General features: G+C 73.0%; 22 protein-coding genes. 8 read left to right on the forward strand and 14 right to left on the reverse strand.

Annotated features, from left to right (window positions below; genetic code table 11):
* Positions 1-9: 9 nt before the first annotated feature.
* The 10 genes from BS83_RS48550 to BS83_RS09430 all read right to left on the reverse strand — a co-directional run bounded on the left by BS83_RS48550 (position 10) and on the right by BS83_RS09430 (position 10,058).
* Positions 10-345 carry a tautomerase family protein gene (locus tag BS83_RS48550; protein WP_332262395.1) on the reverse strand — a complete coding sequence of 112 codons (336 nt, stop codon included), beginning with the start codon at positions 343-345 and terminating at the stop codon, positions 10-12.
* Positions 293-1,090: a hypothetical protein gene (locus tag BS83_RS45285; protein ID WP_157597097.1), complete on the reverse strand. Its 798-nt coding sequence runs from the start codon at positions 1,088-1,090 to the stop codon at positions 293-295. The genes BS83_RS48550 and BS83_RS45285 overlap by 53 nt, the downstream gene beginning before the upstream one ends.
* 689 nt (positions 1,091-1,779) lie before the next feature.
* Positions 1,780-2,346 (reverse strand): TOPRIM nucleotidyl transferase/hydrolase domain-containing protein, encoded by a 567-nt coding sequence (locus BS83_RS09395; RefSeq protein WP_037608548.1) that lies wholly within the window; start codon positions 2,344-2,346, stop codon positions 1,780-1,782.
* 66 nt (positions 2,347-2,412) lie between these two features.
* Positions 2,413-3,111, reverse strand: coding sequence for a hypothetical protein (locus BS83_RS09400; protein WP_037603386.1), 699 nt, complete (start codon positions 3,109-3,111; stop codon positions 2,413-2,415).
* A complete protein-coding gene (locus tag BS83_RS09405; protein ID WP_037603387.1) occupies positions 3,111-4,010 on the reverse strand; it encodes an ATP-binding cassette domain-containing protein in 900 nt (299 codons plus the stop codon). The genes BS83_RS09400 and BS83_RS09405 overlap by 1 nt, the downstream gene beginning before the upstream one ends.
* On the reverse strand, positions 4,007-4,402 hold the full coding sequence (locus BS83_RS09410; RefSeq protein ID WP_198035196.1) for a GntR family transcriptional regulator: 396 nt from the start codon (positions 4,400-4,402) through the stop codon (positions 4,007-4,009). Before BS83_RS09410 ends, BS83_RS09405 begins: the two co-directional genes overlap by 4 nt.
* A gap of 131 nt (positions 4,403-4,533) precedes the next feature.
* Positions 4,534-5,067, reverse strand: coding sequence for a GNAT family N-acetyltransferase (locus BS83_RS09415; RefSeq protein ID WP_037603389.1), 534 nt, complete (start codon positions 5,065-5,067; stop codon positions 4,534-4,536).
* Between the two features lie 492 nt (positions 5,068-5,559).
* On the reverse strand, positions 5,560-7,125 hold the full coding sequence (locus tag BS83_RS09420; protein ID WP_037603390.1) for a hypothetical protein: 1,566 nt from the start codon (positions 7,123-7,125) through the stop codon (positions 5,560-5,562).
* A gap of 58 nt (positions 7,126-7,183) precedes the next feature.
* Positions 7,184-9,364: a WD40 repeat domain-containing protein gene (locus BS83_RS09425; protein ID WP_157597099.1), complete on the reverse strand. Its 2,181-nt coding sequence runs from the start codon at positions 9,362-9,364 to the stop codon at positions 7,184-7,186.
* Between the two features lie 106 nt (positions 9,365-9,470).
* Positions 9,471-10,058, reverse strand: coding sequence for a histidine phosphatase family protein (locus BS83_RS09430; RefSeq protein WP_037603392.1), 588 nt, complete (start codon positions 10,056-10,058; stop codon positions 9,471-9,473).
* 155 nt (positions 10,059-10,213) lie between these two features.
* Between BS83_RS09430 and BS83_RS09435 the strand changes: the two genes are divergently transcribed.
* Entirely contained in the window at positions 10,214-13,060 is a 2,847-nt protein-coding gene (locus BS83_RS09435; protein ID WP_084713277.1) for a discoidin domain-containing protein, read from the forward strand.
* Between the two features lie 78 nt (positions 13,061-13,138).
* Here the strand turns inward: BS83_RS09435 and BS83_RS09440 are convergent, their stop codons facing one another.
* Positions 13,139-15,604 (reverse strand): ABC transporter permease, encoded by a 2,466-nt coding sequence (locus BS83_RS09440; protein WP_198035197.1) that lies wholly within the window; start codon positions 15,602-15,604, stop codon positions 13,139-13,141.
* Positions 15,601-16,332, reverse strand: a complete 732-nt coding sequence (locus tag BS83_RS09445) for an ABC transporter ATP-binding protein (RefSeq protein ID WP_051942874.1) — start codon at positions 16,330-16,332, stop codon at positions 15,601-15,603. The genes BS83_RS09440 and BS83_RS09445 overlap by 4 nt, the downstream gene beginning before the upstream one ends.
* Before the next feature lie 157 nt (positions 16,333-16,489).
* Here BS83_RS09445 and BS83_RS09450 point away from each other — a divergent pair, with 157 nt between their 5' ends.
* The 5 genes from BS83_RS09450 (at position 16,490) to BS83_RS09470 (ending at position 21,642) form a co-directional block, all read left to right on the forward strand.
* Complete coding sequence (locus BS83_RS09450) at positions 16,490-17,806, forward strand: sensor histidine kinase (protein ID WP_051942875.1); 1,317 nt, start codon at positions 16,490-16,492, stop codon at positions 17,804-17,806.
* The gene (locus BS83_RS09455) at positions 17,803-18,510 is read left to right on the forward strand and encodes a response regulator (RefSeq protein ID WP_037603393.1); all 708 of its coding nucleotides are present in this window, start codon (positions 17,803-17,805) and stop codon (positions 18,508-18,510) included. Before BS83_RS09450 ends, BS83_RS09455 begins: the two co-directional genes overlap by 4 nt.
* Positions 18,511-18,673: 163 nt before the next feature.
* On the forward strand, positions 18,674-19,408 hold the full coding sequence (locus BS83_RS09460; protein WP_037603394.1) for a ParA family protein: 735 nt from the start codon (positions 18,674-18,676) through the stop codon (positions 19,406-19,408).
* A complete protein-coding gene (locus tag BS83_RS41615; protein WP_051942876.1) occupies positions 19,408-20,622 on the forward strand; it encodes a ParB/RepB/Spo0J family partition protein in 1,215 nt (404 codons plus the stop codon). Before BS83_RS09460 ends, BS83_RS41615 begins: the two co-directional genes overlap by 1 nt.
* An 81-nt stretch (positions 20,623-20,703) precedes the next feature.
* Positions 20,704-21,642, forward strand: coding sequence for a site-specific integrase (locus tag BS83_RS09470; RefSeq protein WP_037603395.1), 939 nt, complete (start codon positions 20,704-20,706; stop codon positions 21,640-21,642).
* Positions 21,643-21,832: 190 nt separating this feature from the next.
* Here BS83_RS09470 and BS83_RS09475 read toward each other — a convergent pair whose 3' ends face one another.
* Positions 21,833-23,338, reverse strand: a complete 1,506-nt coding sequence (locus tag BS83_RS09475) for an FAD-dependent monooxygenase (protein WP_037608554.1) — start codon at positions 23,336-23,338, stop codon at positions 21,833-21,835.
* Positions 23,339-23,419: 81 nt separating this feature from the next.
* Between BS83_RS09475 and BS83_RS09480 the strand changes: the two genes are divergently transcribed.
* Positions 23,420-24,079, forward strand: a complete 660-nt coding sequence (locus tag BS83_RS09480; protein WP_037603396.1) for a TetR/AcrR family transcriptional regulator — start codon at positions 23,420-23,422, stop codon at positions 24,077-24,079.
* 13 nt (positions 24,080-24,092) lie between these two features.
* Here BS83_RS09480 and BS83_RS09485 read toward each other — a convergent pair whose 3' ends face one another.
* Complete coding sequence (locus BS83_RS09485) at positions 24,093-24,596, reverse strand: AAA family ATPase (RefSeq protein WP_037603397.1); 504 nt, start codon at positions 24,594-24,596, stop codon at positions 24,093-24,095.
* Between the two features lie 148 nt (positions 24,597-24,744).
* Between BS83_RS09485 and BS83_RS09490 the strand changes: the two genes are divergently transcribed.
* Complete coding sequence (locus BS83_RS09490) at positions 24,745-25,509, forward strand: class I SAM-dependent methyltransferase (protein ID WP_037603398.1); 765 nt, start codon at positions 24,745-24,747, stop codon at positions 25,507-25,509.
* Positions 25,510-25,547 lie beyond the last annotated feature (38 nt).

Consider the following 25,547-nt stretch of genomic DNA (forward strand, 5'->3'; position numbering starts at 1 on the left):
AACCCGGCGTTACGAGAAGCCCCGGCGTTCACGCAGGGGAGGAGTCACGTAGTGCTCGTCGAAGCCGAATTCGTGGGAGGGGTGGGTGGTGAGGACCTGGAAGCGGTCGTCGACGGGGATGCCGATGGCCTCCACGAGTGCGCGGTGGATGCCGTCGGAGACGGCGCGGAGGACCTCGGGGGTCCTGGCGGAGCTGGCGTCGATGCGAACGAGTGGCACGGTCGCCTCCCGGGTTGGGTGTTCGATGGATTGCGAACATGACACTGTTTGATACCCGTCGAACACATGAACCTCAGGGCCGTGGACCGATTGCCGTGCCGGCCGGGAAGGCCGCGAGCGCCGCACGGGCCGCCGGGTAGAGATCGGCCGGGAAGCGCCGGTCGGAGGAGAGCGACGCTTCGAGCAGCGGCGCGGCGGCCGAGGCCGCGGCTCCGATCTCGGCGATGTACCCGATCGCCGCGCGGCAGGGCTCGTCGGCGTCGCCCGACCGCAACGGTTCCAGCGCCGCCAGCAGCACCGGGACGGCGGGCTCGGGGTCGCCCGTGAGCCGCCACCAGGCGTACGCGGCCTGGACGCGGGTCCAGGGGCCCGGTGACCGCAGCAGGGGCCGGACCGCGGGGGCACATCCGATCGCCTGCGGCCCGAGCTGCGCCAGACGGCCGAGGTCGGCGTACCCCAGGCCCCTGGAGGACTCCCCGTCCAGGAACGCCATAAAGACGGTCGGTTCGCCCGTGATCCGCCAGTGGGCCCATGCGGCGTTCTGCGCGCCGTGCCACCGTCGAACGCCGATCGGCGTCAGCGTGCTGCCGTCGTGGCGTGGTGGTTGCGTGACTCCGCGGACGAACTCGTCGAGGATGCCTGCCGCGGGTGCCGCTGCCGGTCCGATGCTGCCCAAGACGTCGCAGGCCCAGCGGGCGTTGCGGGTGGCGAGCGTCGTCACCAGCTCGGGGACCGCCTGGTCGGCGACCGGCCCCCATTCCGCCAGGGTCACCAGCACGGGACGAAGACTCTCGGCAGCGGCCGAGTCGACGAGCCGACGCCGGATTCCGGGGAACAACTCCTCGGCCCAGCGCGCCAACGGCCGGAGCACCTGCCCGAGCGAAGTCGTGGGGAAGAACGGGATGCGGCCGCCCGGGGACAGCCACAGCCGCACAGTGGCCAGAACCGCCGGATGGCCGATGCGGGCGAGAGCCAGCGTCGCCGGTCCGGCGATCCGTTCGTAGGAAATGCTCGGCGGCCGCGATCAGCGCGGGAACGGCCGGCTCGATGGCTTGCGCGGAGTCCGGTGACGCGAGCCGCGCCAGCGCCATCGCGGCGTCGACCCGGGCGGAGGGGTGGGCGGCCTTCACGCACCGGGTCAGGCCGGCCACCAACTCCGGCCGGGGAGCCCGCCATCGCTGCAGCACGGCGGACGCGAGCGAGATCGCGCCGCTGACCAGTTCGGCGCGCTCGGAGTCGAACGCGCTGACGGCGAGGGCCTCCGCACGGTCCGCGTGCTCGCGCACGTCCAGCCGGAGATCCCCCGGATCCACACGTGCGTCCGCGAGCAGCTTGCACGCCCAGAAGTCGTGCTCCGCCCCAGCCCCAAGCCGCATGGCCCGAAGACTACAGCCGGCGCCCTTCGCTGCGGCCGCGGGCCGGATCGGCCGCCGTGGTCGCCCCCGCTGGCAACATCACCTCGATCACCGCCGCCACCACCGCCGGTCCGCCCACCCGCGACGGCACCGGGGGAAGCCGGCCGGGCGCGTTGCTGTGGGGCGGGACGTGGGCGTGCGCGCCTCAGATCCGGGCCAGCAGCTGGGCCAGGGGGCGCGGCACCCGGTCCAGGGGCACGGCCCCGGCCATCAGCGCCGCGTAGCGTTCCTTGCCGCCCGAGCGTCCGCTCATCAGCCGGCGCAGCTGGTCGTGCAGGCTCCACTCGCGCAACGCGGGCTGCTTCTGCAGCGTACGGAAGGAGCGCAGCTCACCCTCGGCGGCGACGAGGCCTTCCACCGTCTCGGGGCCGACCGCGCGGATGAGCTCGTCCTCCAGGTCGGCGGAGCAGCTGAAGAACCCGCGCGCCTCCAGCCAGGTCCTGTCCGGCTCGGGGGTCGTCCGCTCGCATCCGACCTGCGCGAGGCCGCGGAGCACGAACCGCTCCTCGGCCTCGTCGTAGAGCCCCGCGATGCGCGTCCCCGGGGCGAGGGTGCGGTAGTGGGCGAGGTGGTGCCCGATGTTGGTGATGCCGTGCATGGGCACCACGGCGACCCCGGCGGCGACAAGGTCCCGCCCCCTGCGGCGCGCCAGCACCTCCAGGGCGACCTGGTCGCTGACCCCCTCCACCAGCACGACAGCCTGAGACGTCACGACCTCATCCTGCGCCACCGGCTGGGCCGGCACCACCGAATACCTGGTGCCGCGGGTATCACACCGTCACACCGTCAGGCGACGGATGGAGAAGAAGCCGCCGGCCAGCAACAGCACCACGGCGGCTGCGAGGGCGCCGGTGACCCCGGTGGCCGTGAACGCGGAGAAGAAACGGCCGACGTCGCTCCAGCCGTGCGCCCAGGTCGTGACGACGGCGGCCAGGGCGAGGGCGCCCAGTTGCGCGGCGCCGAAGAGCGAGGTGCCGGGCAGACCGGCGCGGCGGAACACCAGGCCGTACCACATGCCGTAGACGAACAGGAAGGCGAAGACCGTCGACGCGGTGAGCCAGGACAGGTACCAGGGGCCTTCGAGAAGGAAGGGCACGCGGAAGTAGGCCATGTCCATGCCCCAGCCACCGGTGGCACGTTCCAGTACCTGGCCGAGGGCGAGGACGAGCCCGAAGCCCACGGCCAGGGCGGTGGCCAGGGCGGAGGCGCCGAGGAAGTAGGTACGTCGGCTGACGCCGAGGGTGAGGACGAAGGGCAGCGCGCGGGCGACCGACTGCACGCCCACGACGAACATGACCAGGAATGCCGCGGCCAGGCCGCCGACCCAGCGCTGGCCGGTGTGGCCGGCCGGGGTGAGCTGCAGGATCACCACGTCCAGGGCGAAGCCGAACGCCGCCCATGCCCAGGGCAGCACGAGGTAGGTGACGCGGTCGAGCAGCAGGCAGCGGGCGACCTTGACGATCGGGGTGGGGCGCATCAGGGGGCTCCTGCCGGGGTGAGTCCGAGTCGGGCGTCGTGCTCGGCCGCGTAGACGGCGAGTTGCTGCAGCGTGACGGCCTCGAGGCGGAGCCGGAGGTGGTCGGCGACCTCGCGGTCGCGGTCGTCGAGCCGGCCGACCATCACCGTCCTGGCCTGGGAGCCCATCGTGCGTCGGCTGAGCGTCGCGCGGCCGGCGACGAAGCGGTCCACGTCCGCGGCGAGGCCCGAGACGATGGTGGCGGTGCCGCGCACGTCCTCGGCGGGGGCGTCCAGGACGAGGTGGCCGTGGTCCAGGACCAGGACGCGGTCAAGGAGTTCGGCCGCCTCGTCGATGAGGTGGGTGGAGAGCACGATGCACCGCGGGTGGGCCGTGTAGTCGGCGAGCAACTGGTCGTAGAAGAGGGCGCGGGCCACCGCGTCCAGGCCCGCGTACGGCTCGTCGAACAGGGTGATCTCGGCGCGGGCGGCGAGCCCGATGACGATGCCGAGCGCGGTGCGCATGCCGCGTGACAGCTTCTTGATGGGCCGGTTCGGCGGCAGCTCGTAGACGTCGAGGAGGGTGCCGGCGAGCTCGGCGTCCCAGTTGGGGTAGAGCAGCGACGCCGCGGTGACCGCGTGACGCACGCGCAGGTCGGGGTAGATCTGGTCTTCGCGGACCAGGATCGTCCGGCGCAGCACGGCGTCGTTCTCCAGCGGCGCGGCGCCGAACAAGTGGACGCGTCCGGTGGTGGCGAACTCCTGGCCCGCCAGGATGCGCAGCAGGGTGGTCTTTCCGGCTCCGTTGCGGCCAAGCAGTCCGGTGACGGACGGGGTGTCGATGTCGAAGGTGACATCGCTGAGGGCCTGGTGGTCGCGGTAGCGGCAGCCGACTCCGGCGAGCGAGACCAGCGGTGTCATGCCCCGCCTCCCGTCGTCACCTCGACGGAGGCGAGCTCCTCGCGGACCAGGCCGAGCAGTTCGTCGGGGCCGATGCCGAGGCGGGCCGCCTCGACCGCGAGCGGTCGCAGGTACCGGTCGGCGAAGCGACGCCGGCGGGCCAGGACGAGCTTCTCCCGCGCGCCGGCCACGACGAACATGCCGACACCGCGGCGCTTCTCGACCAGGCCGTCGTCGACGAGGGCGGTGAGGCTTCGGGCCGCGGTGGCCGGGTTGACGCGGTAGAACGAGGCGAGTTCGTTGGTCGAGGCGACCCTCTCCCCCTCCGCCACGGTGCCGTCGGCGATCTGGTTCGCCAGTTCGGCGGCGATCTGGGCGAAGATCGGCCCGCCGTCGTCCGGGAGCGACATCATCTCTCCTTCTTTCGGTCATCTGGTTACCTACTCTAGTGGGTAACCAGATGACCAAGCAAGGGAGAATAAGGTGATGGGTCGTCATGGATACGGCAGAGCTGCTTTTTTGATGGGTGGTCGCGGCGCGAGGACTACGGGCGGGGGTCGGACGCCAGCAAGCCGTAGAGAAGGTCGTCCGTCCACTCGTTCTTCAGCCAGGTGGCCTGGCGGCGGCAGCCCTCCCGTGTGAAGCCGACGCGTTCCAGCAACGCGGCCGAGCGGGTGTTGCGGGCGTCGCACTCGGCGGAGACACGGTGCAGGCCGCGGACGTCGAACAGCTCGGCGAGGACGGCCCGCACGGCCTCCGAGGCGTAGCCGCGGCCCTGGTGGCCCGCCGCGAGGGTGAAACCGAGCTCGGCCTGGCGCAGGTTCTGGTGGAGGTCGACGGTGACGTCCCCGATGAGACGCCGCTCCGCGGTCAGTTCCACCGCGTAGGAGAAGGGCCCGGGCGCGTGCGGGGATGCGGCGGCGAAGGCGCGCACCCAGGCCTGCGCGGTCAGCGGGGTGACCGGCGCCTCCCAGCTCTTGAAGCGGGCCACGTCCGGTTCGGAGCGGTACGCGGCGAGCGCCGGGGCGTCCTCGTCGCGGAACCGACGGAGCGTGAGCCGGGGTGTGGTGAGGGGCACGGGATTCTCTTTCGACGTTCGGATGGCTCAGGCACGCCAGAGGGCGGCGTGTCTGTGGCGCCCCGGTTCGGCCTCGAAGTCCGAAGCCGGCCCGAGGCGAAGCAGGCCGAGTTGGTGCCGTGCGACCTGGCGGGCTCGGCGCTCGTCCCTGCGGGCGAGGCCGCCCACGTCCCCTCCGTGCGTGTCACTGCGGGCGAACGAGTAAACGGCGACCGACCGCCGCACCTGCTGCGGCTGCGGGCGTCTGCCGTCCCGCGCGGCGCAGCGCAGACTTTGGGAGCTGTAACGGAGATCGTGCAGGACGACCGCCCGCCAGGGACGCCACGGACGCGAAGGCGCCTCCGGCGACAGGGCGGCCGGACGACGGACATGGTGCGCGGTCCTGGCCATGCCTCCACTCCTACCCCACGGTTCCGCCCGGTCGCGAGAGGTTTTGCGGCGCGGGACGTCGGGTCGGGCGCGCGGACCGGCGAGAGCACTGGCAGGAAGCCCCTAGCCGATGTGCCCCTCACCGGCCCGGGCGTCCCGCTGCTTCTCCTCTTCCAACGATTTCCGCACCTCCCGCGTGTAGGTCTCGACCCAGGGATCCGAACCGACGGTGTTGCGCAGTGCGTTGAGAAGGCGGATGGCCTCGTGGCGGTGTCCGTCCATCCGGCCCAGCTCCCTGGCAGCGCTCAGGCGGCTGGTGCTGTCGAGGGTACGGTCCGCGGCCAGGCGGATCAGGAGCGCGGCGCCGGCCTCGTGGTGTCCGCTCACCTTCGTCAGGTCCTCGGCCGCGTGCACGCGGTCGTGCGGGCTCAGCGAGGTGTCGTCGGCGACGGTGGTCAGGAGTTCGGCACCTGCCTCCCGATGTCCGTCGACCCGGGTCAACGCGTCGGCCGCATGTCGTCGGAGCCGGCCGTCGGCGGTGGCATCGCGGGCGAGACCGGTCAGGAGCGAGACGCCGACCTCGCGGTAGCCGTCCGCCGCCGCGAGAGCCGCGGCCGCCCCGGCCCGCTCCCGGGCGGTGAGGGTGGTGTCGTGGGTGAGGCCCGACAGGAGGGTCGCGCCGAGCACCTGGCAGCGCTCCATCCTGATCAGTGCGCAGGCGGCGTCCAGGCGCACCGAGCTGCGCAGGGTGGTGTCCCGGACGAAGCCGGACACGAGGGCGGCACCGGCTTCCCTGTGGTCGTCCAGTGCGAGCAGTTCCTGGGCGGCCCGCAGGTGCCAGACGTGGTCGCGCAGGGTGGGGTCGGTGGCGAGGCGGGTGAGGAGTTCGGCGCCGACGTCGTGGAAGCCGTCCACTCGGGCGAGGGCACCGGCCGCGTTCACCCTGCTGCTGTCGACGAAGAAGGGGTGATGACCCACCTTGCCTCGCACCGTGAGCCACCACCGCCACGTCCGCTTCGCCCCGGGAGTCCCGGCGAGGCGGACCAGAGCCGCAGCGCCGGCCTCTCGACACCCGTCCAGGGCCGCCAACGCGGTGGCCGCGCTGACGCGGTCGTGGCCGGCGAAGGCGGCGCTGTCGGCGAAGGCGGTCAGCAGGGCGGCGCCGGTCTCGCGGTGCTCCGCCAATCCGGCCAGAGCCTTGGCGGCGGCCACACGATCGTCGACGCCGAAGGAGCTGTTCTCGGCGAGGCGGGTCAGCAACGCGGCACCGGACTCCTGGTGGCCGTCGACGGCGGTCAACGCCTGGGCGGCTCTCACCCGGGCATGACCGTTCTGATCGCTGACGGCCGCACCCCACTTCGGAGGCCGGCGCGGCCTGGGTGCCCGCCACTCGCCGGTGACGTCGTCCGCGAATCGGGTCAGGCGCGCGACACCGTCCTCGCTGTGCCCCGGGAGCCTGGACAGGGCCTCCGCCGCGCTCACGCGGTGGGCGCCGTGGAACGAGGTGTCGTCGGCGAGGCTGATCAGGAGAGCGGCACCGTCCTCCAGGTGTCCGTCCGCGAAGGCCAGGGTCTCGGCGGCGCTCAGGCGCTCGGTGCCCTCGAGGTTGTGGTTCTCGGCCGCCCGGGCCAGGGCGGCGGGGTCGGGCGACGGGGCTCCGCCCCGTGAGTCGGCCGTCAGGTCGTCCATGGTCCTCCCGTGGTCGGGCGTGCGCTGTGGGGGCCGGATGTCCGTACGAACCGGGCGGTCAGCGGGGGGCCAGGACGGCGATGTGCCGGCCGGAACCCACCACCACTCTCCCGTCCGGCGCTCCCGCCAGTTGCCAGATGCCGGCGGGGAAGGCGTACTGGCCGAGCTGCTGCCCGGTGGTGACGTCCCACCACCGCACGGTTCGGTCGTCGCCCCCGGTGGCGGCGACGAGGCGGCCGTCCAGCACCGCCGTCGAGGCGGACCACACCTCGTCGGTGTGTCCCGTCAGGGGCTCCCCGACCGGCTCGCCGGTGGCCAGGTCCCACAGGCGGACCGCGTGCGTGCGACTGGTCGCCAGAAGGAGGTCACGGCCTTCGACCGCCTCCAGGCCGAGGGCTCGGGCACGGTCCTGCTTCGGCTGCACGCCGGTCCATCCGTTCGCAGTCAGGTCCCACACACGGCCCTCCCAGGTCACGCCGACGAAGCCGCCCTCCACCACACCGAAGAAACGGATGCCGGTCAGCGTGTACTCCCTCGTCGTCCGTCCGTGCAGCTCTTCCCGGGTCGCCAGGTCCCAGATCCGCACCGTTCGGTCCACGTCGCGCGTGAGGAGCCTGGGTCGTCCCTCCACCGTCCCCACCGTCAGCAGATCCACGTGGCCCGTGGCGCCCGGCAGCGGGGCTTCGAGCTGTCCTCCGTCGTCGAGGGACCTGATCCGCACGTTCTGGTCCGAGTCGGCCGTGACGAGAACGCAACGACCGTTCACCACGGCCGTGGTGAACGCTCGAACGTGCTCTGCGGGACCGGTCGGCCGGGTTCCCGTTTCCGGGTCGGCGTCGAGGTCCCAGATCCGGACCGATCGGTCGTCGCTGCCGGTGACGGCGAGGTGACGTCCCTTCACCGCCGCCATCGCCGTGCCCCGGACGGTGCGCAGGTGGCCGGTCAGCGGCGGGCACCGGGGCGTGAGGGTGGACAGGTCCAGGACCTGGACGGACCCGGGGCCGCCGAGGAGGACAGTGGGTCGGCCTTGCAGCACCCCCACGGCGGCCGTTTCCGCCGACCTCCCTGGAACCGGCTCCCGGCTCTGCCCGCCCGTGAGCAGGTTCCAGACGTGCACCTCGTAGGCGTTGACACTGACGGCCATCGGGCACTCCGGCGCTGCCGGATCCGTGACCAGGAACTTGGCTTCGGCATTGAGGTTCAGGCTGACGCAGTGCACGCCCGCCCCCTCCTCGTCCTCGTCCTCGCCGGCTGCCGCCGTCCGGCCGGACTGCTGGTCCGCGAAATCGGGAGACCACCGGGAGGGGTCACCCAGGGGACCGACCTCGCGCCCCGTGACGAGGTCCCACAACCGGAGGGTCTCCTCCCCCGTGATCAGGTCCGTCGCCCCGAGTTCCCTGGAATGGCTGGTCACGGCGACCGTGCGGCCGCCGAGCACCGCCGTCGCCAGCGCGCACACGGAGCCGGTGCGGATGGTCAGGGGCTCACCGTGCCGGGTGAGGGCGGCAAGATCCCAGACGAGCAGCACGTCGTCGACGCCGGCGCCGACGACGACCGGGCGGCCCCCGACCAGTCCGGTGGCGAGTGACTTCACCCAGGAGTCGTCGTCCGTGTGGAACGCCCCGAGCGCTTCCCCCGCGACCAGGTCCCACACACGGACCGCCCCTTCGGGGCCGCTGGTCACGGCGACCGGACGGCCCTCCAGCACCGCCGTCGCCAGAGCGCGGACGGCGCCCCTGCGCTCGGTCGCGACCTGACCGAGCCTCCTGCCCGTCACCAGGTCCCACCAGGCCAGCGTGCCGTCCTCGCAGCCGGCGACCGCGAGAGCTCGACCACCCGCGACCACCGTCGCCAGCGCGCTCACCTTGTCCGGTGTGGGCAGCGAGTACCGCAACCGGGAGTCCAGACCGCTGCCGGTCGCCCACTGCACGACCCAGGGCTCATCCGCTTCCTGACCGACCGCCGCTTCGGCGATGCTGCTCGCCAGCTCGCGGTCCCCGTGCCGGGCGGCGTCGACCGCCAGGACCTGCCGCCGCACCGTCGCACCCGCCTCACGGTGCACGTGCCCGGAGGTCCGGTACACGGCGGCCGCCGTCAGCTCCTCCTGCCCGGAGGCGCCGTCCAGCGCCGCCAGCACCTGTTCCGGGTCGCCGGACACCAGCCACCCCGGATCCGACAGCCGCCCGCCCGCCGCCGCGACCTCACGGTCCTGACCACCGCTCTGAAGATCACCAGACATGACCGGCACCGTAGCCGCCCCGCCCGCTCCGCGGCTCGAATCGGAGCAGGTTCAGTGAGGAACTACGTGGTTCCCCGTAGACGCCTCCGGCGCCGGCGTTCTCGACCTAGGGCACGTTCCAGGCCGCGAGGTGAGGCCGGCCGTCCTCCGTGGCCAGAAGACCGAGGCTTCCCGGGTGCGGGTGGCCGAGGAGCCCGGCGGCGGAGGGCTCCAGGCCGAGCCAGCGCACGGCGAGCACGCGCGCCAGATGTCCGTGCGCGACAACGGCGACGTCGCCCGTGGCGAGCAGGGGGCGGATGCGGGCCAGGGCCGCGTCGGTGCGGGCGGCGACCTGGTCGAGGTCTTCGCCTGGATGGTCGGCGTCGCCAGGGACGACGCCGTCGCGCCAGAGGTCCCAGCGCGGCCGGGCGGCCCGGATCTGTTCCGCGGTCAGGCCCTCGTAGCCGCCGTAGTCCCATTCGAGCAGGTCGGGATCGGGCTGGACGCCGGTGAGACCGGCGAGTTCGGCGGTGCGCATGGCACGGCCGAGCGGGCTGCTGACCACGGCGGCGAACGATCGGCCGGCGAGCCTGGGGGCGAGTCGCCTGGCCGCGGCCTCTCCGTCCTCGGTCAGGGGGACGTCGGTGCGGCCGGCATGTTGGCCCGAGAGGCTCCACGCGGTCTGGCCGTGTCTGATCAGTAGCAGTTCACCCATGGCGGGTGACGCTAACCGATCATCCGTCAGGTCACGGTAAGCAACCGACGTCTTGGCTTCAAGCAGTGACTGCACGGGCCTTGACGCTGCCTCAGTTAGTTTGGATTCTATTGTAATTAATTACTGAGCTCGGAGCATGACAAGGGGATGCGACCATGCGCAAGCCATCCGGCGGCTCCACCAGACGTCGCGCGACAGCCCTGGCGTTGAGTGCGTGGGTGCTGGTGGGAGCGGCCTCCGTGCCGGTCGATGCGGCGGCGGCCGCACGTGCCGCCGCCGGGCACCGGGCGGCCTCGGCGGGAACGGTGCAGCTGGGCGGGCGGTGTCTGGACGACGCCGGAGCGGGGACGGGCGACGGCAACGTCGTGCAGATGCTGGGCTGTGACGGGTCCGCGCAGCAGAGCTGGACCTGGAACGGCGACGGGACGCTGTCGACGCTGGGCAAATGCCTTCGGATCACCGGGGGTTCGTCCGCCACCGGGGCCCTGGCCGAGTTGTGGACCTGTGACGCCGCCGAGGCGGACCAGCACGTCGCGCATCTGCCCGACGGCACCGTCTACAGCTCCGACTCCGGCAAGTGCCTCGCGGTCCAGGGGGCGGTCATGGACGGTGCGCGGATCGGGCTCGCCTCCTGCGACCCCTCGCAGAGCGCGCAGGTGTGGGCCGCGGGCTCCGCGCCCGCCGCGGGTTACGTGCTCTCCTCCGGGGCGGCGGTGAACTTCGCCGACCCCGACGACACCCCGGCCGACGTCTACACCGACAGGAACGGCCAGTTCTACTACCAGTCGGCCCACTCGCTCTACGGCGCGAAGGACAGCCGCCAGTGGGACTTCTCCACCGGCAGCGACTTCGACACCGCGACGACGGCGCCCATCAGCAACTCCGGCACGAACAAGGACACCACGGCCCTGTGCGACAACAGCCCCACCGGCGTCGCGGCCACGAACGCGCCCTCGGGCTCCGGCTACGCCGAGCGGAACTACTGCGACCTGAGCGGAGTCTGGGTCGATCCCGACACCGGGAACTGGTACGGGCTGGTCCACAACGAGTTCACCCCGCAGCCCTTCGGCGACGGCCTGCACTACGACGCCGTCGACGACGCCGTCTCCACCGACCAGGGCCGCACCTGGACCATCAAGGGGCACGTCGTCACCTCGCCGTTCAGCACCAGGCGCGGCGACACCGCCCAGTTCCCCGGCGCCACCTACTACTACGGCGACGGCGACCAGCGGCTGTTCGTCGACAACGCGGGGGGCTACTTCTACGCCTTCTACGCCACACGGGTTCTCGACAAGTCCGGCGGCGGCACCGTCTGGCTCCAGCACGTGGCCCGCGCGCCGATCTCCGGCAAGATGGCGAGCGGCTCCTGGCAGAAGTGGTACGACGGCGCCTGGTCGCAGCCGGGGGTCGGCGGCAAGGAGAGCGACATCATCCCCGCCGACGGCGGCGGCAGCGGCTACGTCTCCCCGGCCGGCGACTACGCGCCCGGCAACGCCGGAACGGTGGCCACCCAGGTCGCGGCGGGGACGATGCCCGACAACTCCCAGCTCGCCGTCATGAACGTCGCCTGGGACGCGTACCTCGGCAAGTACATCGGCACGCCGCAGAACAACATCGCGCAGGCCACCGGAACCCTCACCCCACTGCACTTCTACGCCACCGACAGCCTGGCCACGCAGAAGTGGACCGACATGGGCCTGGTCACCGGCGACCCGAACGGCGCCTGGTACCGGTGGATGCTCGACCCGGCCAACCGCACCAGCTCGACCGTGGTCGGCCGGACCTTCCGGTCCTACTGCGCCTACTACTGCTCGACCGACACCGCCGAGTACAGCGACATCACCATCGACCCGGCCAGCTCCGCGAACCTCCCCGCTCCGGTCGCGCCCGGCGTCCGCTACCGGATCGCGGCCGGCAACGGGCAGGTGCTGACCCAGAGCGGGACGGCGCTGCTGGCAGCCCCGGGCGCGGACGGGTCGACCGCGCAGAACTGGTCCTTCCGCCCCACCGGCGACGGTTTCTACGCCGTCGTCGACGCGGCGAGCGGTCAGGCGCTGGGCGTCGACGCGAGCGGCAACGCCGGCCGGGCCTGGGGCGCGCCGGTCACGCCCACCGCGCTCGGCGCGGGCCCGACGGTCGGTCAGCAGTGGTCCCTGCAGAGCACCGGCGGGGCCGTCCGCCTGGTGAACCGCTACAGCGGGCTGGCGCTCAGCCTGGACGCGCAGGCCGCCACCGCCGTGGCGACCGCCCCCCAGCGGTCCTGGGACAACGCCGGCGCCGGCGGCGACACCCGCCCGGCCGCCGCGCAGCTCCTGAGCCTCACGGCGACCGGCGGCAGCGCCGCGAACACGGTCACCGTCTCCTCCCCCGGCCCGCAGAACACGGCGTCGGGAACGACGATCACTCCGCTGCAGCTGGTGGCGACGGACTCCGCTGCCGGGCAGACCCTCCACTACGGCGCGACCGGCCTGCCCACCGGCCTCAGCCTGGATCCGTCATCCGGCCGGATCACCGGCACGCCGACCGGCAACGGCGTCCGGACCGTCGCGGTGACCGCCACCGACGGCACCGGCGCGAGCGGCACAGCGTCCTTCACCTGGACGGTCACCGGAAGCGATCTGGCGCTGGGCCGCGCCACGACGGCGTCCTCGGTGCAGTCCGGCACCGGCGACACCGCCGGTCTGGCCACCGACGGCAACGCCGCGACCCGCTGGTCGAGCGCGTTCGCCGATCCGCAGTGGCTCCAGGTCGACCTGGGCGCCAGTCACCAGGTCGACGAGGTCAGGCTCACCTGGGAGGCGGCGTACGCCACCGCCTTCCAGATCCAGACCTCGGCGGACGGCGTCACCTGGACCACGATCTACTCGACGACCACCGGCACGGGCGGCGTCCAGGACCTGACCGGGCTTTCGGGAACGGGCCGCTATGTGCGGATGTACGGGACGCAGCGGGCCACCGGCTACGGCTACTCGCTGTGGTCCTACGAGGTCTACGGCAGTTGACGAGGCGTCGTGCCCGGTCCAGGCAAGGACCGGGCACGACGCCCGCACTACGGCCCGGGCTGCGGTCGTCTGCCGCCGCTACTCGGTCCGCAGTGCGACCGCCGTGCGGGTCCTGGCCGCCCAGCCGGCCGGGAGCAGTGCGCCGAGGAGGGCGATGACCAGCCCGCCCGCGCCGAGCGCCGGCAGCGGAAGGGCGTGGTAGACGTCCAGCACCGAGGCCGGCAGGCGCAGGCCGGCGCTGCGCCCCATGGCCGGGACCACGATCCGCTGGAGCGCCACCCCGAGCGGCACTCCCACCGCTCCGCCCGCTGCGCCGACGACGGTCACCGAGGCGAGCACCATCGAGACGGTCTGGCGCGGCGTCATGCCCAGGGCCTTGACGACGCCGAGGTCGTGGACGCGCTCGCGGGTGTCCAGCACCACCGCGTTCAGCACACCGAGCCCGGCGACGGCGACCAGCATCAGGGTGAGCGCGGCGGTCAGCGCGTCGAGCATGATCAGGAGCTGGCTGGTCCCGCCGCCGTCACCGATCTGGGCGACGGCGCCGGTGGACCGGAGCGCGGTGTTCAGGGCGCTGGTGTAACCGCTGCGGCTGACACCGGACTTCAGCGCGACGGAGAAGTAGGCGGCGTGCAGGTTCGGCTCGGCGGCGGCCAGGGTCCTGGCGTCGGTGAGCAGGGTCATGCCCTGGTTCCGGGTGACGAAGACCTCTCCGGTGATCTTGACCGGGACCGCGGTGCCGTGGTCGGTGAGCACGACGGTGTCGCCGACCTTGGCGCCGGTCGCCGTCAGGAACGGGGTCGGCGCGACGGCTTCGCCGGGCCGGTGGAACCAGGTGCCGGAGACCATCTGGTAGCCGCTCCACGAGGCCTCGCCGAGGAAGGCGGTGACGTCGACGGAGCCGGTCGTCCCGGTGGCGGTGACCTCGGTCTGCGCCACGCCGAACCAGGCGCGGGTTCCCGACTGCGCCTCGATCGCGCGGGCCATGGCCGCGGTGTCGACCGAGCCGGGCACGGCGGCGGAGGTGGTCGCACCGCCGGTGGTGGCCCCCGCGCCGCTCGGGTCGCCCGGGCCGCCGGCCGCACCTGCGGCTGCTCCCGATGCGGGGGCGGGCACGGGGCCGGTGCCGGAGTGCGGCGGGGCGACGGTGAGGACGGTGACGTCGGCGGTGGACCTCTTGGAGTCCTGGATCCGCTGGAGCGAGCTGCCCAGGCCGAAGGCGAAGGTGACCGCCGTGGCGCCGAAGAGGATGGCGGTGGCCATCGCCAGGGCGCGGGCCGGGCGGGCGAAGGGCTGGGCCAGGCCCAGGGTGACCGCGCGCGGCAGGGGCAGCGCCGCACTGATCCGCGCGGCCCGGCGGCCGCGACCGGACCGCGGTGTGCGGCCCACGGCGAGTGCGTCCACGGTGCGCAGCCGTCCGGCGCGCAGCGCGGTGGCCAGGGCCGTCACCGACACCATGAGCAGCGTCCCGGCGACGACGGCGAGGTCGACGGAGGGGGCGACGGTCAGCGAGGCCGTGCCGTAGATCTGCTCGGTCGCCGCGAGCACCTGCGCGGCGGCGAGGTTGCCGAGGACCGCGCCGAGCACGGTGCCGATGACGGCGGGGATCAGCGCCTGGCCCATGTAGGCGCGCACGACCTGGCCGGGGGTGAAGCCGACGGCCTTGAGGACGCCGATGCGGCGGGTGCCCGAACCGACCGCGCCGGCCACGACATTGCCCACGATCAGCACCGACATCAGGACGCCGAGCAGGCCGAAGGCGGTCAGGAACGGGATGAAGACGCCCGTGCTGCTTGCGTTGCTGTTCTTGACGCTGAGCCAGGTCCGGCTGCCGCTGAAGGATCCGGCGGGGACGGCGGCGGCCACGGCGTCGCGGTCGGCGGTCAGCTGGGCTTCGGTCGTGGCGGCCGCGAAGCGGTAGAGCATCTGCAGGCCGGTGCGGGCGCCCTTCGCGGTCAGCCCGCCGATCTGGGCGGGGACGACCCAGCCGTCGGCGGTGCGGCTGACGGAGCGGGCGACCCCGACGACCTCCAGTTCGGTGACGCCGCCGGAGGCGCTGGGGAAGTCCAGCTTCTGGCCGATCCGGAGCTGGGGTCCCGCGTAGTCGGCCGACACGACCAGCTGGCCCGGGCCAGAGGCCCAGTGACCGGAGGTCAGGGTGAGGTCGTCCACCGCGCCGCCGGCGTCGGCTCGCCCGACCAGCGACATCGGAGGCAGCGTCAGGCCCGCGGGCAGGTCCAGGCCGGGTCCGCCGGTCGGGTCGGCCGAGACGGTCGGGAACGGGCCCGCGCTCGCGGTCGCACCGGCGGCGTGGGCGCTGCCCGCGATCTGGTCCGCCGTCGCCCTGGCGGTGTCGAATCCGACGGTGAGGTGCGCCCCGTGCTGCGCGGCGAAGGCGTGGTCGAAGGGGGCGTCGGACGCCACCAGCAGCGAGCCGCCCAGAACGGAGGCGGTCACGGCCATCGTCGCGGCGAGACCGGTGACGACCGTCTGCACGCGACGCCGCCGCACGCCCGCGCGCATCACTGTGCCGAGAGCGCTCATCGGGTCACCTCGACCGCGGTGCCGTGCCGCCGCGACCCGACCGTGGGCCGGTGGACGGTGTCGGAGGCGATCCGGCCGTCGACGATGCGGACGGTGCGGGTGGCGCAGCTCCGGGCCAGCGCCAGGTCGTGGGTGACCACGACGACGGTCTGCCCGTCGGCGTGCAGATCCCGCAGCAGGGCCTTGACCTCCTCGCCCGAGGCGGAGTCCAGGGCGCCGGTGGGCTCGTCGGCCAGCAGCAGCGCCGGACGGTTCATCAGCGCCCGTGCCACCGCCACGCGCTGACGCTCACCGCCGGAGAGCCGACCGGGGTAGGCGCGGGCGTGCCCGGCGATGCCCAGGACCTCGAGCAGCTCGTTGGCACGCCGACGCGCCTCACCGCGGGCCGTGCCCGTCATCTCGGCCGGGAGCACCACGTTGTCCAGGACGGTGAGGTCGTCCAGCAGGTGGAAGAACTGGAAGACCATGCCGATGCTGTGGCGCCGGTAGCGGGCGGCACCGGCCTCGTCGAGCCGGTCCACCCGGGTGCCCGCGACCGTGACCGTGCCGGAGTCGGGGCGGTCCAGGCCCGCGATCATGTTGAGCAGCGTGGACTTGCCGCTGCCGGAGGGACCGACGACGGCCACGGCCTCACCGGCGCCGACGGTCAGCGAGACGTCCTGGAGCGCCGCAGGTCCGTCCACGAAGTCGCGGCGCACCCCGCTCAGTTCGATCACGGGCTCGATCATCTCTCTTCTCCCCAGCTGGCGTCCTGCTCTTCCCGACGCCCTTGACGCTAGGGTCTGGAGATCATCGGCCACGTCGGCCGGGCGAGCCATTTGCGCTCCCCCGCACGGACGACGGCCGCCGGAGTCATCCCTGCGATGTAGTCGGGAGAGGTACAGGGTGAGCAGCGGACCGAACGCCGCAGGCTGGACCGACCGCGCGGACACGCCCGCGGCATCGGGGCCGACGTCGGAGACCAGCTCCCACGCCGACCGGCTGCGCCGGCGGATCTCCGCACTGGTCCGGCCGACGCCGGATCCCGCCCGGGTGACGGCGCGGCGGCAGCTCGCCGACGCCGCCGTCGCGCTGCTCTTCGGCCTGGCCGCCGTGCGCGCGTCCCTGATCGCCCCCAACACCCCCGCCGCGCCGCTGGGGGCCACCGTGCTCGCGGCACTGACCGCCGTGCCGCTCGCCTTCGGGCGCCGGGCTCCCCTGCTCGCCCTCTGGGCGGAACTGGCGTTGACCACGGCGCAGTTGCTCAGCCGCGCGGAGCCCGACGTGCTCTGGGTGAGCTGTCTGGTCACCATGGTCGCCGTCTACAGCGCGGTCGCCCACTCCCCCTACCGGGGCCTGTCCCTGGCCGGGCTGCCGGTCGCGGGCGCGGTACTGGTGGGCCTGTTCTCCGGTGCGAAGCTGCCGCACTTCCCCAACGGCCTGGTCGGCGGCCTGATGCTCTTCCCGGTGGTGGCCGCGGCCTTCGGCCACCAGGTCTGGTCGCGCCGGGCCGAGGAGAGCCGGGCCCGGCTGACCGTGCTCGAACGGGACCGCATCGAGGAGTTGCGCCGCGCCGTCGAGCACGAGCGCTCCCGGATCGCCCGCGAGCTGCACGACGTGGTGACCCACAACGTCAGCGTGATGGTGATCCAGGCCGGTGCCGGCCGGATGGTCGTCGACGACAATCCGGCTCTGGCGAAGGAGGCGCTGCTGGCGATCGAGACCGGCGGCCGCGCCGCCATGACCGACCTGCGCCAGGTGATGGGCCTGCTGACGATGGACAGCTCCGGCGAGGACCCCGCCGCCCAGGCCGACCTGACCCCCCAGCCGGGCCTGCACGGCCTGGAGGCCCTGGTCGGACGCATCCGGCTCACCGGCATCGGCGTCGAGCTGCGCACCACAGGCGAGCGCCCGCTGCTGCCGCCGGGCGTGGAACTGACGGCCTATCGGGTGGTCCAGGAGGCGCTGACCAACATGGTCAAGCACGCCGTGGGCGCGAACGCCGTGATCCACGTCGGTTACGCGCCACGGGAACTGACCGTCGAGGTCCTCAACACCGAGGGCCGCCGCGGCGAGGCGGCTGCCTCCGGCAGCGGCAGGGGTCTGGTGGGGCTGCGCGAGCGCCTCGGCCTCCACGGCGGCACCCTTGCCACCGGGCCCCGGCTGACCGGCGGTTACCGCGTCAAGGCAACCATTCCCCTGAACCCTCTGGAGAACATGTGACCACCCCGCTGCGTGTCGTGATCGCGGACGACCAGGCCCTGGTCCGGACCGGCTTCCGCATGATCCTCGCCGCCGCGGGGATCGAGGTCGCCGCCGAGGCGGACGACGGCCTGACCGCGGTCGACGCGGTCCGCCGCACCCTGCCCGACGTGGTGCTGATGGACATCCGCATGCCCGAGCTCGACGGACTGGAAGCCACCCGCAGGATCCTCGCGTCCGGCGGCGACCGGGCGCCACGGGTGATCATCCTGACCACCTTCGACCTGGACCAGTACGTCTACGCCGCGCTGAACGCGGGCGCCAGCGGCTTCCTGCTCAAGGACGTGAGCCCCGAGCACCTCATCTCCGCGGTCCGCATGGTCCGGTCCGGAGACGCGCTGCTCGCCCCGGCGATCACCCGGCGGCTGGTCTCCCGGTTCGCGCGCGGCGACGTCAACGCCCTTCCCGGCGGCCCGGACCGGGCCGCCCAGCACCAGGGACTCGGCACGCTGACGGCCCGCGAGTCCGAGGTGCTGCGCCTGATCGCCCGTGGCCTCAGCAACGCCGAACTCGCGGCGCACCTGCACCTGTCCGAGGCGACGGTGAAGACGCACGTCGCCCGCATCCTGGCCAAGCTCGGGCTCCGCGACCGGGTCCAGGCCGTCGTCCTCGCCTACGAGACCGGCCTGGTCTCCCCCGGCGAGGACGGGACCGGCCAGGGCTGAGCCGACGGGCCCGCGCGAACCCCCACAGACCGGAACCATCGCCAACTGGCTTTTTGAGCGGGCGAATTCGCATCCTTGATCAGCTCTTGTCCGACTCCTGTCATGCTGTTTCCGTCCGCAGTACCGGACCGGGCGTCCGGGAAGTCCACGGAGGGGATTACGCATGGCTGACGTTACGGTCGTCCTCAACCAGAAGGGCGGCATAGGCAAGTCCACGATCAGCGTGAACCTGTCTGCCACCATCGCCGAGGTCGTCGGGCGCGCCGAAGGGGAGCTCGCACCCGTCGCCGCGGTGTCGGTGGACCCGCAGGGGTCGGCCGTGTGGTGGGCCGAACGGGTGGGCGACGACCTGCCGTTCGTCTTCATCGACGCCTACGACGACCTCGACGGCATCCAGCGCCTGCGTGAGGTCACCTCGGTACGGCACGCCATCATCGACACCCCCGGCTGGATGACCCCCGACGCCCGCAAGGCCGGCGCCGACCCGCTCGGCAAGGGGCCGATCGCCGACGCGGTCCGTGCCGCGCTGGACGCGGCCGATTTCGTGATCGTGCCGCTGGAGCCCGAGCCGATGGGCTTCGAGCCCACCCAGAACACGATCGAGCGGATCATCAAGCCGCGTGGCATTCCCTACCTCGTCGTCATCTCGAACTGGGACCCGCGCGACGGCACGGTCGACCTGGAGGACACCAAGGCCTTCGTCCGGGCCCAGGGCTGGCCGCTGGCCCGCACCGTGATCCGCCACTACAAGCTCCACTCCCGCGCCGCCGCCGACCGTCAGGTCGTCACCCGGTACCCCAAGTCGCGCGTCTCCCAGGAGGCCCAGAAGGACTTCCTCAACCTGGCCCTGGAGCACCAGATGACGCTCGCGGACGCCAGGAAGGCGGTCACCGCCTGATGGCCCGCCGTCAGTCCCTGGCCACCCTGCTCAGCCCGGGAGAGCCCACCGTCGCAGCCGCGCGGCAGGAGGACTCCCCGGCCGCCGTGCTGCTGCCCGTCGCCCGGCTCGCCCCCAACCCGCAGAACCCGCGCGAGGACCTCGGGGACCTCTCCGACCTCAAGGACATCGTCGGCATCCAGTTGCAGAGCCTGCTCGCCGTCACCCGCGGCGCGTACCTGCGGCTGTGGCCCGAGTACGCCGAGGAGCTGCGCGGCGTCGACCACGTGATCGTCAACGGCTGCCGCCGCCACGCCGCCGCCGTCGCGTACGGGCGCGCCGAACTGATCACCGTCGTCAACGACGACGTCGCGGCGAGCCGGGCTCGGCTGCGCCGCGCCTCCCTGGACGAGAACGCCAACCGCAAGGACTTCGACCCGATCGAGGAGGCCCGGGCGGTCAAGGCGCTGGTCGAGGAGTACGACTCGGCGGCGGCCGCGGCCCGCGCCGAGGGCTGGAGCCCCGCCTGGGTCTCGCAGCGCACCCGGCTGCTGCTGCTCGCCCCTGAGGTGCAGTCCAGCATCCGCGCCCGCGCCGGGGGCGGGGAGGGCATGGCGCTGCGCGACGCGCGCTGGCTGGCGGGCCGCCCCAACCTGGCCGAGCTGAGCGCGGAGCAGCAGTTCGACGCGGTGGCCGGGATGCGGGACGCCGCCGTGGCGGAGCGGAAGGCGGTGGTGACGGCGTCGTCCTCGGCGGCGGCGACCGTCGAGGCTCCTGCTCCTGCTCCTGCTCCTGCTCCTGAAGCGAGCGGGACGGAGGTGGAACGGGTCGGAGATCCCGCACCGGCGGGCGTGCCCGTCGCGGCCCCCGGGGACGTGAGACCTGCTCCCGTCCCGACTGCCACGCCTGCCGTGGTTCCCGTGCCGGAACCGGAATCTGTCGGGGCGCCGGACCCGATGAACAGCAACAGCATCGGACGCGGGGACGCCAGGATGCCGCTGCGAGAGCCGGGGCCCGCCGTGAGCGGAGCGCGTGCGGCGACATCCCCGGCCCCCGCTCCGAACGGGGCGTCCGCACTCGCTCCCGCCGCGGCTGCGGCGCACGGCCGAGTGAGCGTGGACTGGACCGATCTCGCGGCCGTCGCCGACCTGTTGCACGAGAACCTCGGGCCGGCCCGGCTCGCCGCGCTCACGCGGCTGCTCAACGACCGCCTGGCCGGCTCCGCGCCGGAGTAGCCGCGCCGTGGGTGGGACCGGGACGCCCCTGGCCCCACCCGGGGGTGATCGCGAAGGGGCCCCTCGTGCGAAGCTGACTCCGTGTCCGATCCACTGGCGGAAGCCCCCCGGTCCGCGGCCCTGCGTCTGCCGCCCGAGCTCGAGGCGTTCTTCGCCCGCACCGAGCCGAGTGGCAGCGCCTCCTCCCGCGAGCGCCACACCTGGACCAGACGCGAGGTGGCCGTCGCGCGGACCCTCCCGGAGTTCCCGCCGGTCCGCACCGTTGCGGAGTTGTTCACGACCTCCACGCTGGCGCTGCTGTGGGAGCTCGGCTGTACGGACCGGCTGCGCAGCAGGACCGCACGGCGCAGCCGGCGCGAGGGCCCGCAGTCGGTCAACACCCGGCTGGCGCGCTGGAGTTCACTCAACCGTCTGCTGGAGGCCTCCGGCTGCGCGGCCGAACTCCCGCCCCGACCCCAGCCCGCCCCCCGCGTCGTGCCGATCGATCCCGACGAGGGCGTGCGCGTCGCCGACGAGATAGAGCCCCGGCGGCAGCGCCGTTTCGGGGAACGCGACCTGAAGATGGTGCGGCTGCTGGCCGTCGTCGGCCTCATCCTGGACACCGGCGCCCGCACCGCCGAGCTGCACGCGCTGCGCTGGGACGACTTCGGCCCGGAGCTGAGCACGGTCACGCTGGTGCGCTACGGCCCCGGCGCGAACGTCGAAGTGCCGCCGCTGCGCGAGGTCTACGCCCTCTCGCGGCGCACCCGGGAGGCTCTCGAGGACTGGCGTACGGAGCGCGACGCCCTCGCGGCGGGCATCCAGGGCGCGGACGAGGGCAAGGTCTGGGTGACCCTCTCCGCCTCCCGCAGCGGACCGCCTGGGCGAAGCCTCGCGCTGGGAGGGCTGGCCCGCACGTACAACACCGTGATCGACCTCCTGGAGGCCTGGACCGGGACCTCCCTGCCTCCTCATCTCAAGGATCTCTCCCTGGCACGTGCGGAGTGCGTCACGCCTCTGAGTTCACAACCGCTGAGTTGACGGCGCCCGCGCGAAGCGTGGGCGAGGCGCTGCAGGGCGGGCCGCGAAGCGGCCTGGAAGCCCTGGGGCCGCCCGCGGAGCGGGCGGCAGGGGCGAAGCCCCTACTGCCGGGGCGCGAAGCGCCCCGGATACCCGCTCCGCGGGGGGGGAAGACTCAAGCCCGCAGTGCTTCTTATCTCTAGATCGTCTCCTACCCGGCACCCCCACCGTAGAGGGCAGTCGCCAGGGCGTCGCCGCAGGTGGCCGCCTCCTCGACGGTGTCGGCGACCCAACAGACGTAGCCGTCCGGGCGGACGAGCACCGCGGCGGCGCCCACGTCCTGCCGGTCGGCGCACCGGGCGCGCACGAGGTCGACGCCGGGCGGCAGCCGCACGTCCGCCGGCACGACCCCGGCCAGGTCGAGCAGGACCGCCTGTCCGGCGCGGAACAGCGCAGAGAGCCGGACGCGGCCCGACTCCGCCGTCACCTCAGGGTCCGGCAGGCGCTGCCCGACGAGCGGATGCGTGCCCGGCAGCTCGTAGCGCAGCGACAGGCCGGAGATCAGTCCGGCCATGTGACGGTTGGCGTCGGGCAGCCGCAGCAGGTCGATGACGATGTCGCGCAGCGCGGCGACGTCCTCACTGGGCTTCGGGTCCGCCAGGACCCGCTGCGCCGAGGTGTGGTGGAGGACCTGGGCGCCCACCGGATGCCGTTCGGCGTGATAGGAGTCCAACAGCGTGTCCCCCGCCCGGCCGCGGAGCACCGCCGCCAGCTTCCAGCCCAGGTTGAACGCGTCCTGGACGCCGAGATTGAGGCCCTGACCGCCCAGCGGCGGGTGGATGTGCGCGGCGTCGCCGGCGAACAGCACCCGCCCCACCCGGTAGTGCTCCAGCTGCCGTGTGGCGTCGGTGAACCGTGAGGCGTTCTGCACGGATCCGAGGACCACCTCGGGCCCGTAGAGGGCCTTCAGCGCCGTTGAGATCTCCTCCGGCGTGACGGCGCTGTCGTCGTCGCCGTCCGTCTGCTCGGCGCGGCCGAAGGTGAAGCGGTAGCGGTCGTCGCCGAGCGGGGCCGTCATGGCCCAGTAACCGCCGGCCTGCCGCATCAGGCTGCTCATGTGGCCCAACCGGCCGGGCACCAGGGGTGAGACCTCGGCCAGGCGGATGTCGGCGAGGACCGCTCGGTGCGTCCCCGGCCGGCCGGGGAACGGCAGACCCAGCAGTTTGCGCACCGCGCTGTGCCCACCGTCGCAGGCCACCAGGTAGCGGGCCCGCACCCGCGTCGCGTCCGCGCTCACGAGCACGCCCGCCTCGTCCTGCTCGACCCCGGAGACGGCGGCGCCGCGCACGACCCGGACCCCGGCGGCCACCGCTCGCGCCTCCAGCACCTCCTCGAGCTCCCACTGGGCGACGGCGATCGGGTGGGGGTGCCTGGTGCGCCAGGGTGTGCAGTCCAGTGGCACGGGCAGGGCGCCGAAGTGGCCGCCCACCGGGTCGCCGGGGACGACCCGTGCCAGCAGCGGCTCCAGCAGCCCTCGGGATTCCAGCAGTTCGGCGGTCCGTGGCTGGATGCCCCCGCCCTTCACCTGTTCGATCCGCTGCGGCAGCTTCTCCAGCACCAGGGTCTCCACGCCCGCGAGTGCCAGTTCGTACGCCAGTGCCAGCCCGGTCGGGCCTGCGCCGACGACCACCACTTCGGTCGCGTCCTCTGTCGTCATCACCATCGGTCCTCTCGTTTCTTGCCCGAGAGCAAACATACACCGGGTGCAGAAATGTACCGAGGGCAGCTTCCTGCTAGCATGGATGCCGTGGACGCAAAGCCAGGGTTGAGGGAACGCAAGAAGCAGCGCACCCACACGGCCATCTCCGACGCCGCGATCACGCTGTTCCTGGAGCACGGGTTCAACCAGGTCTCGGTGGCGCAGGTCGCCGACGCGGCGGAGGTGTCGAAGCGCACGCTCTTCACCTACTTCCCCACCAAGGAAGACCTGGTCGTGCACCGCCTCGCCGACCACGAGACCGAGCTGGCCCGCGTCGTGCGAGCCCGCCCGGCCGGCACCGGGCCGCTCACCGCCGTGCGCGAGCACTTTCTCCAGGGGCTGCGGGATCGTGATCCGATCACCGGCCTCAACGACCATCCCCAGGTCAAGCGCGTCCGACGGATGATCCTTGACGCCCCCTCGCTGGTGGCCCGGATGGACCGGTTCAGGACGGGCGCCGAACGCGCCCTCGCCGAGGCCCTCCAGGAGACGTCGGACACAGCGGAACTGACGGCACGTCTGGCCGCGGTCCAGATCGTGGGCGTCCGCTGGACCCTCGCCGAGGACAACGCCGCCCGGCTCGAACGCGGGGAGACGGCGGACGCCCGCTACGCGGGCGCGGTGGCCGACGCGAACCACGGGTTCGCCCTGCTGGAGCGAGGGCTGCGGGACCTGACCGGCTCCGGGGGGTCGCGATGATCGGGGCCGGAGGTCAGCCCTGCGGCTGCACCAGGACCTGCTCGCCCTCCCCCTGCGGCTCCTCGAAGCCGGTCAGATAGCGGTCGAACAGGCCGGGCGTGACGGTCACCGCGTTGGCACCCGGCCGGCGGCTGCGGATGTCGAGCCGCCGTTCCAGCGTCGCCCGGTCGGCCTTGAGGTGGACGAGCTCCCACCGGCAGCCGTGGCTCTCGACCAGCGCCTTGTAGTCGTCCCTGGCGGCGCGGCTCCAGAAGCTGTAGTCGACCACGACGTCGTGCCCGGCCCGCATCAGTTCGACCAGTTCCTGCCGCTGCTCGCGGCGGATCTCCTCCTTGAGCCGGTCGAACGCCTCCTCGGTCAGCACCACGCCGGCGTCGCGTCGGCCGATCCGCTGCCAGACCTCCTCGTCGATGGAGAGCCGGGCGTAACCGCGTCGCACCAGCCCGAGGGCATAGGTGGTCTTGCCCGCCCCCGGCAGACCGCACATCAGCACGACCGTGCTCGTTCGCCCCGTCATCCGTCCAGCTTAGGTCCGATCCCCCGGGCCGCAGCGGTCGTTCGAACGCATTCGGCAGGCGGCTGACGCCGGTTCGCGCTCGACGCCGTGATCGCGCACCGGCGGAAATCGGGGTGCGTCGCCGGGCACGCCTGCTCATACTGCAGCGGTGGATTCAGACTTCACCGCTGACGACGAAGCCGCGCTCTACGACCTCCTCAATCCCTGGGAGCCGACCGAGGACCCCTCCGCCCGCTTCTACACCGATCTGGTGATGGCCGCCGGATCGGCTCTCGATGTCGGTTGCGGCACCGGGCAGTTGCTCCATCTCGCGCGGTCGCGGGGGCATCAGGGGCGCCTTGCGGGCATCGACCCCGATGCCGCCTCGCTGAGACGGGCCCGGGCCCGCGAATCGCGCGTCGAGTGGGTCGACGGAACCGCCGCCGACGCGCATCCGCGATGGGCGGCCGAGTTCGAGCTGGCCACCATGTCCAGCTGCGCGTTCCAGTGCCTGGTGACCGACGAGGAGGTCCGTTCCTCACTCGCCGCGGTGTGCGGGGCACTGCGGCCCGGTGGACGCTTCGTGTTCGAGACCAGGCACCCGGGCGCACGGGCCTGGGAGAGCTGGACGTCGACCGGCGCGGACGACGTCACCGACGCCAGAGGTCGTCGCCTCTACGTCAGCAACGGCGTGGAAGCGGTGACGGACGATCAGGCCGGAGGGTGGCTCGTCACCTGTACGGAGACGACCGCCGGAGCCGACGGCGCCGTACTCCATCTCGGCCGGGCCACCCTGCGCTTCTTCACCCCGGAGGCCCTCGACGCGTTCCTGACCGAAGCGGGGTTCGTCGTCGAGGCACGCCACGGCGACTTCGACGGCGGCGCGTTCACGTCCGCGAGCAGGGGGATCGTCACCGTCGCCCGGCGCGTCTAGAGGGATTGAGCTGGAACGGAGGCCCCCACCTGGGCCGC

It is taken from the genome of Streptacidiphilus rugosus AM-16, from assembly GCF_000744655.1.
GTDB lineage: Bacteria > Actinomycetota > Actinomycetes > Streptomycetales > Streptomycetaceae > Streptacidiphilus > Streptacidiphilus rugosus.